This window comes from Streptomyces sp. NPDC059564 (assembly GCF_042735575.1).
Classification (GTDB): Bacteria; Actinomycetota; Actinomycetes; order Streptomycetales; family Streptomycetaceae; genus Streptomyces.
This window is the reverse complement of record NZ_JBHWBP010000011.1, coordinates 49,543-60,430: the sequence shown is the minus strand read 5'-3', so window position 1 is coordinate 60,430 and position 10,888 is coordinate 49,543. Positions and strand designations below refer to the sequence as shown.

Annotated in this window: 9 protein-coding genes; 2 read left to right on the top strand and 7 right to left on the bottom strand. The window is 73.4% G+C overall.

Features of this window, described 5'->3' with window-relative positions; genetic code table 11:
• Positions 1-415 precede the first annotated feature (415 nt).
• The 3 genes from ACFV0Q_RS04690 to rsmI all read right to left on the bottom strand — a co-directional run bounded on the left by ACFV0Q_RS04690 (position 416) and on the right by rsmI (position 2,886).
• A complete protein-coding gene (locus tag ACFV0Q_RS04690; RefSeq protein ID WP_385000433.1) occupies positions 416-1,303 on the bottom strand; it encodes a TatD family hydrolase in 888 nt (295 codons plus the stop codon).
• A 10-nt stretch (positions 1,304-1,313) separates the two neighbouring features.
• Entirely contained in the window at positions 1,314-1,817 is a 504-nt protein-coding gene (locus tag ACFV0Q_RS04685; RefSeq protein ID WP_385000430.1) for a hypothetical protein, read from the bottom strand.
• Positions 1,818-1,977: 160 nt separating this feature from the next.
• Positions 1,978-2,886 (bottom strand): 16S rRNA (cytidine(1402)-2'-O)-methyltransferase, encoded by a 909-nt coding sequence (rsmI, locus tag ACFV0Q_RS04680; protein WP_385000427.1) that lies wholly within the window; start codon positions 2,884-2,886, stop codon positions 1,978-1,980.
• Positions 2,887-3,029: 143 nt separating this feature from the next.
• Between rsmI and ACFV0Q_RS04675 the strand changes: the two genes are divergently transcribed.
• Positions 3,030-4,796, top strand: a complete 1,767-nt coding sequence (locus ACFV0Q_RS04675; protein WP_385000424.1) for a dolichyl-phosphate-mannose--protein mannosyltransferase — start codon at positions 3,030-3,032, stop codon at positions 4,794-4,796.
• A 135-nt stretch (positions 4,797-4,931) separates the two neighbouring features.
• Positions 4,932-6,569, top strand: coding sequence for a penicillin-binding transpeptidase domain-containing protein (locus ACFV0Q_RS04670; RefSeq protein WP_385000422.1), 1,638 nt, complete (start codon positions 4,932-4,934; stop codon positions 6,567-6,569).
• Positions 6,570-6,991: 422 nt separating this feature from the next.
• Here the strand turns inward: ACFV0Q_RS04670 and ACFV0Q_RS04665 are convergent, their stop codons facing one another.
• Genes ACFV0Q_RS04665 through ACFV0Q_RS04650 form a run of 4 tightly spaced genes read right to left on the bottom strand, consistent with a single transcriptional unit; the run spans position 6,992 to position 10,805 of the window.
• Positions 6,992-8,155 (bottom strand): serine hydrolase domain-containing protein, encoded by a 1,164-nt coding sequence (locus ACFV0Q_RS04665; RefSeq protein ID WP_385000442.1) that lies wholly within the window; start codon positions 8,153-8,155, stop codon positions 6,992-6,994.
• Between the two features lie 22 nt (positions 8,156-8,177).
• Positions 8,178-8,969 (bottom strand): energy-coupling factor ABC transporter ATP-binding protein, encoded by a 792-nt coding sequence (locus ACFV0Q_RS04660; protein WP_385000419.1) that lies wholly within the window; start codon positions 8,967-8,969, stop codon positions 8,178-8,180.
• Positions 8,957-9,718, bottom strand: coding sequence for a cobalt ECF transporter T component CbiQ (gene cbiQ / locus ACFV0Q_RS04655; RefSeq protein WP_385000416.1), 762 nt, complete (start codon positions 9,716-9,718; stop codon positions 8,957-8,959). Before cbiQ ends, ACFV0Q_RS04660 begins: the two co-directional genes overlap by 13 nt.
• Position 9,719: 1 nt before the next feature.
• Positions 9,720-10,805, bottom strand: a complete 1,086-nt coding sequence (locus tag ACFV0Q_RS04650) for an energy-coupling factor ABC transporter permease (RefSeq protein WP_385000413.1) — start codon at positions 10,803-10,805, stop codon at positions 9,720-9,722.
• Positions 10,806-10,888: the final 83 nt, after the last annotated feature.

Genomic DNA, 10,888 nt, shown 5'->3' with positions numbered 1-10,888 from the left:
CCGAGCTGCCCCCCGTGCCACGCTCGGTGCACCGCGCCGAAGCCCTGCCCTACGTCGGGCCCTGATGCCGACCCGTAACCCTCCGCGAGTCCGGTGCCGAACTCCGGCCCGGGGCGCGCTCCGGACCCCGGCCCGGACCCCGGCCCGAGGTCCGCGTCGGATACCGGCCCGAACCCCGCCGCGAGTGCCGTGCCGAGCTCCGGCCCGGGCCCGGCCGCGGGCCCCGCACCGGGCCCGGACCCGGGGTCGCGGTCCGGCTCCGGCCAGGAGGCACGGCGGTGACTGCCCTGCGTTTCGCTCACGTCGCTCGCTCCACTGGTCCGGCCCCGGCTGGTTCGGGCACGGCACCCTAGCGGGAGCGGCCGTCACGCACCAAAGCCGTTCGACTACCCAGCGTGTCGGGCGAACGGGTGTGTCAGTAGTCGAAGGCGCGCGCCGTATTGGCGGCCAGCGCCGTGGCCATGGCGTCCTCGTCGATGCCGCGGACCGCCGCCATCGCCCGTACCGTCAGCGGAATGAGGTACGGCGCGTTGGGCCGTCCGCGGTACGGCGCGGGAGTGAGGTACGGGGCGTCGGTCTCCACCAGCACCAGCTCCAGCGGGGCCACGGCGAGGGCCTCGCGCAGCGGCGCGGCGTTCTTGAAGGTGACGGTCCCGGCGAAGGACATGTAGTAGCCGGCGGCCGCGCACTCCCGGGCCATCGCGGCGTCCCCCGAGTAGCAGTGGAAGACGGTCCGCTCGGGCGCCCCTTCCTCCCGCAGCACGCGCAGCACATCGGCGTGGGCCTCGCGGTCGTGGATGACCAGCGCCTTGCCCTGCCGCTTGGCGATCTCGATGTGGGCCCGGAAGGAACGCTCCTGCGCGGCCATGCCCTCCGGCCCGGTGCGGAAGTGGTCCAGCCCGGTCTCGCCGACCGCCTTGACGTGGTCCAGCGCGGCCAGCGCCTCGATCTCGGCCAGCGCCTCGTCCAGCGCCGCGTCGCCGCCGCCCGCCCGCGCCCCCTGGCGGGACCATCCGTCGGAATCCCCGTGCACAATCCGGGGGGCTTCGTTCGGGTGCAGGGCGACCGCCGCGTGGACGTTCTCGTACGCGGCGGCCGTCTCGGCGGCCCACCGGGAGCCCTTCACGTCGCAGCCGACCTGCACGACGGTGGTCACGCCCACCGAAGCGGCCTTGGCGAGGCCCTCGGCCACCGTGCCGGACTGCATGTCGAGGTGGGTGTGCGAGTCCGCCACCGCCACCCGGAGGGGTTCGGGCAGGGGTGGCGGCGCGTCCTTGGCCCCCGGCTTCTCTTCGCTTCTCATACGGCCGATCTTATGACCGGCGCAGCCGCCCCAGCAGACGGGCGAACCAGCCCCGGCGCTGCTCGGGCGCGCCGATCGCGACCGGTCCCGGGGAGTCGTGCGAGGGCACGGCCTTGCGCGGCTTCGGGGTCCGCGGGACGTCGGCGCCCGCGGGCACCGGTCCGGCGATGCCGGGTGCGACGCGGTGGTGGTAGAGCTGGTCGAGCATGCCGAGCACCGAGGAGACCTGGCCGGCGCGCATGATCCGTACCACGTGGCCGCCGCAGTTCAGGCAGGTCGGGTTGGACAGCGGGGAGGGCACCCGCTCCCCCTTCACCGTGTACATGATGAAGGGCTGACCCTTGCCGTCGATGTGGTGCTCTATCGCGTAGGCCTGCTCCCACCCGTACCCGCACTTCATGCACGCGAAGGAGTACGCCTCGTGCACGGTCTGCACGGCGGGTGTGGAGACGGTGGATACGGCATCCGATACGGCGACGGGTGCGGGTACCGGGGTGTCTGCGATCTCACTCATGCCAGCTCCTCTTGTTCCACTGGTGCCATTGCCAGTGGACGCCTCTTCGGGCGGGAGCGCATCAGGTCCTGTCCAGTGTTGGACGGCCTTTGGGCCAGTCATGCCCAAAGGCGCCGGTGCGCGGTCTGAGCTTTGCTTTTCAGGTTAGCTCTTTACCGTCTTACAGCACCTTTTGTGTCGCATTCTTTGCCGCCACGACCGCGTCGAAGACCTCGCGCTTGGGTACGCCGGCCTCCGTCGCGACCGCCGCGATGGCCTCCTTGCGGCGTTCCCCGGCCTCCTCGCGCACCCGTACCCTGCGCACGAGCTCCTCGGCGTCCACGTCGCCGGGGGCCGCCGCCGGGGCGCCCTCGACCACGATCGTGATCTCGCCGCGCACTCCGTCGGCCGCCCACAGCGCGAGCGCGCCGAGCCCGCCGCGCTTGACCTCCTCGTAGGTCTTGGTCAGTTCCCGGCACACCGCGGCCCGCCGGTCCGCGCCGAACACCTCGGCCATCGCGGCGAGGGTGTCGTCCAGCCGGTGCGGGGCCTCGAAGTAGACGAGCGTGCGCCGCTCGCCCTCGACCTCGCGGAGCCGGCCGAGGCGTTCGCCCGCCTTGCGCGGCAGGAACCCCTCGAAGCAGAAGCGGTCCACCGGGAGTCCCGACATCGCGAGCGCGGTGAGCACGGCGGACGGCCCGGGCACGGCGGTGACCTTGATGTCCTTCTCGACCGCCGCGGCGACCAGCCGGTAGCCGGGGTCGGACACCGACGGCATCCCGGCGTCGGTCACCAGGAGCACCCGCTTGCCGGCCTGGAGGGCCTCGACCAGCTCCGGGGTGCGGGCGGACTCGTTGCCCTCGAAGTACGAGAGCACGCGCCCGGTGGTGTGCACGCCCAGCCCCTGCGTCAGGCGGCGCAGCCGCCGGGTGTCCTCGGCGGCGATCACGTCGGCCCGTTCCAGCTCGGTGCCGAGCCGGGGCGGGGCGTCGGCGAGGTCCCCGATGGGGGTCCCGGCGAGGACGAGCACGCCGTCGGTCGGGGAGGTGGCGGGGGTGGCTTCGGTACCGCGGGGCTGTTCGGCTGTCACCGGGACATCCTCTCATCGGTCCCGGCCCGCGCCCGGGCCGCCGACGCCCGGCTCCGGCCGGGGGACCGCCGGGCGGGGCTGTGAAACGGGGCAACTCACGTGGGGACTGGGGCTCCCACAGGCCTGTTCCCTACGATGACCCGGTGACCAGTACCGCGACGCCGCCGCCCAGCCCCGCGGGGGCCCCGCCCGTCCCGACGGGCGCGGGCGACTCCGAGCCCGAGCAGCCCGTCTGGCTGCGCCGCCTGCGGGGCTTCGGCTACGCGCCGGCCGGGCCGGGGGCCGATGTCCGCACCCGCCTCGTGCCCCCGTACGCGCGCCCGTCCGCCCAGCTCTGGACGGCGCTCGGGGTCCCGCGGGCGAGCCGTCACACCTGGCAGCGGGTCATGGCGTGGGCCGGGCCGCTGCTGGTCACGCTGGTCGCGGGGGTGCTGCGGTTCGCGCACCTCGGCAGCCCCAAGGCGGTGATATTCGACGAGACGTACTACGCCAAGGACGCGTGGGCCACGATCCGGCAGGGCTACGAGGCGAGCTGGCCCAAAGACATCGACAAGTCGATCCTGTCGAATCCCGACGGCGTCCCGCTCCCCCTGGACCCGGGCTACGTCGTGCACCCGCCGGTCGGCAAATGGGTGATCGGCCTCGGCGAGTGGATGTTCGGCTTCGACCCCTTCGGCTGGCGGTTCATGACCGCCGTGCTCGGCACCCTGTCCGTACTGATGCTGTGCCGGATCGGCCGCCGCCTCTTCCGCTCCACCTTCCTGGGCTGCCTGGCGGGCGTGCTGCTGGCGGTGGACGGCCTGCACCTGGTGATGAGCCGCACCGCCCTCCTCGACCTCGTCCTCATGTTCTTCGTGCTGGCCGCCTTCGGGGCGCTGGTCATCGACCGCGACAAGGCGAGAGCGAGGCTCGCGGCGGCGCTCCCGGTGGGCGAGGACGGCCGGGCCCGCCCGGACCTGCACATCGCGCAGACCCTGCGGCTGGGCTGGCGCCCGTACCGGCTGCTGGCCGGCGTCTGCCTCGGTCTGGCCTTCGGCACCAAGTGGAACGGGCTCGTCGTACTGGCCTTCTTCGGGGCGCTGACCGTGCTGTGGGACGCGGCCGCGCGCCGCACCGCCGGCGCGGGCGCCCCGTACGCGGCGATGCTGCGCCGGGACGCGGTGCCGGCCTTCCTGTCGACCGTGCCGGTGGCCATCGCGGTGTACCTGATGTCCTGGCTGGGCTGGATCCTGAGCCCGGACAACGGCAAGGGCGGCTACTTCCGCGACTGGGCCGCCAAGTACGACCGGAACAGCTCGCTGTCCTTCCTCCCCGAGTGGCTGCGCAGCCTGTGGCACTACGAGACCGAGGTCTACAAGTTCCACGTGGGCCTGACCTCGGGCCACACCTACGAGTCGAACCCGTGGAGCTGGCTGGTCCTGGGCCGGCCCGTCTCCTATTTCTACGAGTCCCCCGCGCCCGGCACCGACGGCTGTCCGGCGACCGAGGCGGGCAAGTGCGCCCGCGAGGTGCTGGCCCTGGGCACGCCGCTGCTGTGGTGGGCGGGCTGCTTCGCGCTGCTGTACGTGCTGTGGCGGTGGATCTTCCGCCGCGACTGGCGGGCGGGCGCCATCGCGTGCGCGCTGTGCGCCGGCCTGCTGCCCTGGTTCAACTACCAGGAGCGGACCATCTTCTACTTCTACGCGGTGGTCTTCGTCCCGTACCTGTGCCTGGCGGTGGCGATGATGATCGGCGCCCTGCTGGGCCCGGCGGGTTCCTCGGAACGCCGCAGGGCCCTGGGGGCGATCGGCGCGGGCGTCCTGGTCCTGCTGATCATCTGGAACTTCATCTACTTCTGGCCCGTCTACACCGGCCAGACCCTCCCGATGGACTCCTGGCGCGGCCGCATGTGGCTGGACACCTGGATCTAGCGGTGGTGCGCGTGTGACGCGTATGACATCCCGGTCCGGTAACAACCGCGTGATGACACCCTCGCGCAGCGTAAGGTCCACACCAGACGTTCTTTGAACACGTTCAGAGAACAGGGTTTCCTGGGGAGGGGACGCATGAACGGGGCGGCGAAGGGTGCCATCGTCGGCGGGGTGTTTCTCGCGATGGCCAGCGGGGCCGGGTACGGGGTCTACACGCTGGTCGGGGACGACGGCGGCAGCGGCGGGACGGGGCGGCCGGCCGACAGCGCGGCGGCCGCGCAGAAGACGAGCGGGCCGCTCACCGAGCAGGAGACCGGTGACGCCGCGAAGGCGTTCCTGGCCGCGTGGGCGTCCGGCGACGACCGCGCGGCGGCGGACCTGACGAACAACGCGCAGGCCGCGCAGTCGGCGGTCGCCGACTACAAGGCCGCGGCGTACGTGTCGAAGGCCGTCATCACCCCCGGCACCCCGAACGGCGCCACCGTGCCGTTCAAGGTCGAGGCCGAGATCTCCTACGAGGGCACGTCCAAGCCCCTCGTCTACGACTCCCAGCTGACCGTCGTCCGCGGGATCAGCACCGGAAAGCCCCTCGTCGACTGGCAGCCCTCGGTGATCCACCCGCAGCTCCAGCGCGACGAGAGGCTGCGCGCGGGCACCCCGGCGAGCCCGCCGGTCAAGGCCGTCGACCGCAACGGCAAGGAGCTGACCGCCGAGCGGTACCCGTCGCTGGGGCCGGTGCTGGACGCGCTGCGCAAGACGTACGGGAAGCAGACCGGCGGCACGCCCGGCGTCGAGCTGTGGATCGAGCCCGCCACCGCCGACGCTCCCAAGCGGACCCTGCTGACCCTGGTCGAGGGCAAGCCGGGGCAGATCGAGACCGTCCTGGACGCGGACGTGCAGGCGGCCGCCGAGAAGGCGGTGGCCGCGCACGCCGAGGCCTCGGTCGTCGCGGTCCAGCCGAGCACCGGCAACATCCTGGCGGTCGCCAACCACCGCCGCGACAGCTTCAACGCGGCGATGCAGGGCGGCCGCGCCCCCGGCTCGACGCTGAAGATCGTGACGGCGGCGATGCTGCTGGAGAAGGGCCTCGTGGCGGCGGACCGCCCGGCGGAGTGTCCGCCGAGCGCCTCGTGGGACGGCAAGGTCTTCCGCAACCAGGACGGCTTCTCCTCACACGGGCAGCCCTTCGCGAACAGCTTCGCCAAGTCCTGCAACACCGCCTTCATCAGCCTCATCGACGAGGTGCACGACAACGGCGCGCTGCCGAGGGTGGCCAAGGAGGCCTTCGGCATCGGGCTGGACTGGAAGACGGGCGTGCTCTCCAAGGACGGCTCGATCCCGGAGACCTCGGGCTCCGCGGCGGCCGCGGAGTACATCGGGCAGGGCCCGATCAAGATGAACCCGCTGAACATGGCCTCGATCACGGCCACGGCCCGCACCGGCGTGTTCCGCCAGCCGGTGCTCGTCAAGGCCTCCCTGGACGGACGCCCGCTGGCCACGGCCTCGCGCTCGCTGGCGCCGGGGGTGTCGGCGCAGCTGGTCAAGATGATGCGGCAGACCGCCACGAGCGGTACGGCGGCGGGGGTGATGTCCTCGGTCGGCGGCTCCGACAAGGGTGCGAAGACCGGCTCGGCGGAGGTCGACGGCGCGGCGAGCCCGGACAGCTGGTTCACCGGCTTCAGCGGCGACGTGGCGGCCGCGGCCATGGTCGAAGGCGGCGGCCACGGCGCGGAGGCGGCGGGCCCGATCGTCGCCCAGGTGCTGACCTTCTAACGCGCCGCTCGCACGGCTCGGCGCCGGGGCGCCTCCCCGGCTTCGCGCCGCTGCGCCGGACTCCGTCCGTCGGCCCGGCGGGCGGGGCCGCTGCCCCTGGCTGGGGTCCGGGCGCCGTCCGCTGGCGCGTCGCCGCTGCGCGGAGCCTGCCCCTCCCCGCCCTTCCTCCCCCAGCTACCGCTGGGAGGTGCCCCCGGTTCCCGCCTCAATCGCCGGCACGGCTCAGAACACGGCGCTCCGCGCCCGCGCCTCAAACGCCGGCGGGGCTGGAATTGCCCTGCGGGCAATCCAGCCGCACGGACGGGCGCTGCTCAGCCAAACGGGGTCTGGGGCGGAGCCCCAGGGGCCCTTGGGCGCGGCCCGGAGTTCTTGGCGCGGCCGTGCCGGGCGGGGCTCGGGCCCCGGGTTACCGACCGGCCAGGTCAGAGGCAGGTGCGCAGGGCCCGGAGCAGGGACTGGGCGCGGGGGTCGGCGGTGACCGACTTGGCGTGGGCGTTGGTGACGTAGCCGAAGCCGACGCCGGCCTCCGGGTCCGCGAAGCCCAGCGAGCCGCCCCGCCCCGGGTGCCCGAAGGAGGCCGGGGACAGCAGCGGCGACGCGGCGCCGTGCAGCATGTAGCCCGGCCCGAAGCGGGTGTTCACCACCAGCACCCGGTCGGCGCCCGCCGAGAACTCCGTACCCGCGAGCGCGGTCGTCGCCGGGGTGAAGATCCGGGCGCCGTCCTCCACCACCCCCACGGTGGCGGCGTAGAAGCGGGCCAGCGCCCGGGCCGTGCCGATGCCGGCGGAGCCGGGGAGTTCGGCCGCCTGGTAGACGGGGTCGTTCTCGTCGGGCAGGGGGTCGATGGCGGCGAAGGCGCGGCGGGTGAGGGAGTCCGGGTCGGCGTACGCCTCCGAAACGTTTCGCCTGGGCCGGGTCTTCAGCAGGCCCGCGCTCGCCGGCGGCTCGACCGGGGCCACCCGGCCCACCCGGTGCGCCTCGCCCTCCGGCAGGCCGATCCAGAAGTCCAGGCCCAGCGGCTCGGCGATCTCCTCGGCCAGGATCCCGCCGACGCTGCGCCCGGTGGCCCGCAGGACCAGCTCGGACAGCAGCCAGCTGAAGGTCTGCGCGTGGTAACCGTGCGCGGTGCCGGGCTCCCAGAAGGCCCGCTGCGCGGCCACCGCGCGCGCCCCGGACACGCCGTCCGCGGCCTGCGCCATGGTGAGCCCGCGGTCGAGGGCGGGTACCCCGGCCTGGTGGGCGAGCAGGTGGCGGACCAGGGTCTTGTCCTTGCCGCCCGCCTTGAACTCCGGCCAGTACGAGGCCACGGGCGCGTCCAGGTCCAGCAGTCCGCGCTGGTGCAGCAGCAGCGGCACCGCGGCGGCCACGCCCTTGGTCGCGGAGCGCACGATCTGCGCGGTGTCCTCGGTCCAGGGCCCGGTGCCGTTCGCGTCCTTCGTGCCGGCCCACAGGTCGACGACCTTGCGGCCGTCCCGATACACGGCGACGGCCGCTCCCCGGTCGCCGAGCACCTCGAAGTTGCGCGCGAAGGCGTCCCTGACGGGCTCGTAGCCCACGTTCACCACACCCTGGATGTCCACGTCCAGGCCAACAACCGCTGACCGGCGCTTATGCCGGACGCGGCTCCGCCACGTGGCGCGGGTCGAAGCCGAACGGCAGCTCCAGCCGGTGGGCGCCCATCAGGGCCTCGTCGCACAGCAGGTCCCGGGTGCGGCCGTCCGCGGCGATGACGCCCTCGCTGAGGATCACCGAGCGGGGGCAGAGCTCCAGCGCGTACGGCAGGTCGTGGGTCACCATCAGCACGGTGACGTCCAGCGAGCGCAGGATGTCGGCCAGCTCGCGCCGCGAGGCGGGGTCCAGGTTGGAGGAGGGCTCGTCGAGGACGAGGATCTCGGGCCGCATCGCCAGTACGGTCGCCACCGCGACCCGGCGGCGCTGCCCGAAGGACAGGTGGTGCGGCGGGCGGTCGGCGAAGCCGGCCATGCCGACCTGTTCGAGGGCCTCGCGCACCCGCGTCTCCAGCGCGGCGCCGCGCATCCCGGCGGCGGCCGGGCCGAAGGCCACGTCCTCGCGGACGGTCGGCATGAAGAGCTGGTCGTCGGGGTCCTGGAAGACGATCCCGACCCGGCGGCGGATCTCGGCGAGGTTCTGCTTGTCCACGGGCAGTCCGGCGACGGTCACGGTGCCGACGCCGCCGCCGAGGATGCCGTTGAGGTGCAGGACGAGGGTGGTCTTGCCGGCGCCGTTGGGGCCGAGGAGGGCGACCCGCTCCCCGGCGGCGACGGTGAGGTCGACGCCGAAGAGGGCCTGGTGCCCGTCGGGGTAGGCGTAGGCGACGCCGGACACCTCCAGGGAGGGGGCGGCGGGAACGGGAGCGGGGGAAGCGGTCACAGCGTCCATCCCATCAGACAGACGGCGAGCGCCGTCACCGGGAGCACGGCCGCGTACGCCCACTGGGCGCGGCTGGCCGTGACGTCGTCGATCACCGGCATGGATCCGGCGTAGCCGCGGCTGACCATCGCGAGGTAGACGCGCTCGCCGCGCTCGTAGGAGCGGATGAAGAGGGCTCCGGCGGTCTTGGCGAGGACGCCCCAGTGCCGGACGCCGCGGGCCTCGAACCCGCGCGAGCGGCGGGCGATGGACATCCGGCGCAGCTCGCCGGTGATGACGTCGCCGTAGCGGATCATGAAGGAGGCGATCTGGACGACCAGCGGCGGAAGCTTCAGCCGCTGGAGTCCGAGCAGCAGGGCGCGCAGTTCGGTCGTCGAGGCGAGGAGCACGGAGGCGGCCACGCCGAGGGTGCCCTTGGCCAGTACGTTCCAGGCGCCCCACAGGCCCGACACGCTCAGGGACATGCCGAGGACCTGGACGCGCTCGCCCTCGGCCACGAAGGGCATGAGCACGGCGAAGGCCACGAAGGGGATCTCGATCAGCAGCCGTCGCAGCAGGAAGCCCGCGGGTACCCGGGCCGCCGCCGCGACGGCCGCGATGAGGACGGCGTACAGGCCGAAGGCCCACATCGCCTCGCGCGGGGTGGACACGACGACGACCACGAACGCGAAGGTCGCGGCGATCTTGCAGTGCGGCGGCAGCTCGTGGACGGGCGAGTGCCCGTGCCGGTAGAGCTTGTGCGCGTGGCCGGCTCCCACGTCAGCGGGCCGAGGGGGCGGGCGTGGAGGTGGCGGTCAGGTCCTGGGCGCGGCGGCGGCGCACGGTCCAGAAGATCCCGGTGCCGACGACGACGGTCGCGCCGACGCCGATGATCCCGGCGAGGCCGCCGGAGAGGCGGGCGTCGGTGACGTCCTTGACGCTGTAGTCGGCGAGCGGGGAGCCCGCGGCGGCGTGCTCCTCGGCCTTGGCGTCGATGCCCTGGTCGGCGGCGACCTTCTCCAGGCCGTCGGGGCTGGCGGAGGCGTAGTAGGAGACGAACCCGGCCAGGACGAGGGCGGTGACCAGGCCGGTGATCCAGACGGGCTTCGTGGAACGGGCGGGTGCCGGCGCCGGGGCGGCCGCCGGGGCGTCGACGAGTTCGCCGCCGACGCGCAGCTTCAGCGGGGTGCTCAGCCCGCGCGCGCCGTGGACCAGGTCGGGCCGTACGGCGATGACGGCGCCCACGGTCGCGGCGGTGATGGCGGCCTCGCCGATGCCGATGAGGACGTGCACGCCGACCATCGCGGTGAACACCTTGCCGATCGGGACGTCGGTGGTCCCGCCGAGGGCGTAGATCGCGGTGAAGGCGGTGGCCGCGCCGGGCACCGAGAGCAGGGCTCCGGCGAAGGCGGCGACGGTCACCGACCGGCGGGTGGGGGGCAGCACCTTGAGGAGCCCGCGGAAGACGGCGTAGGCGACGACCACGGTGACGACGCCCATGACGGTGATGTTGACGCCGAGGGCGGTCAGGCCGCCGTCGGCGAAGAGGATGCCCTGCATGAGCAGGACGACGGAGACGCAGAGCACGCCGGTGTAGGGGCCGACGAGTATGGCGGCGAGCGCGCCGCCCAGCAGGTGGCCGCTGGTGCCGGCGGCGACGGGGAAGTTCAGCATCTGCACGGCGAAGATGAAGGCGGCGACCAGCCCGGCCAGCGGGGCGGTGCGCTCTCCCCCGGAGCCCTCGCCCTGGAAGGCGCCCCCCAGCTCGCGGCGGGCGCCGCGCAGGCTGACGGCCACAGCGGTGGCGGCCACTGCTCCAGCGGCCACCGACACGGGTGCGTTGATGAATCCGTCGGGCACATGCATGGAGCGGCTCCGCTTCCTCTTCCTCGCTCAAGTCTTTAACCGTTCAAGAATAGTGCCCAGTTGCAAACGGTTGGCAAGAGCGG

What these genes read in the sequence shown, in the direction of transcription:
- ACFV0Q_RS04690 (WP_385000433.1), bottom strand. Translation starts at nt 1,303, where the DNA reads ATGAGAAGCGAAGAGAAGCCGGGGGCCAAGGACGCGCCGCCACCCCTG.
- ACFV0Q_RS04685 (WP_385000430.1), bottom strand. Translation starts at nt 1,817, where the DNA reads ATGAGTGAGATCGCAGACACCCCGGTACCCGCACCCGTCGCCGTATCG.
- ACFV0Q_RS04670 (WP_385000422.1), top strand. Translation starts at nt 4,932, where the DNA reads ATGAACGGGGCGGCGAAGGGTGCCATCGTCGGCGGGGTGTTTCTCGCG.
- ACFV0Q_RS04660 (WP_385000419.1), bottom strand. Translation starts at nt 8,969, where the DNA reads ATGGACGCTGTGACCGCTTCCCCCGCTCCCGTTCCCGCCGCCCCCTCC.
- ACFV0Q_RS04650 (WP_385000413.1), bottom strand. Translation starts at nt 10,805, where the DNA reads ATGCATGTGCCCGACGGATTCATCAACGCACCCGTGTCGGTGGCCGCT.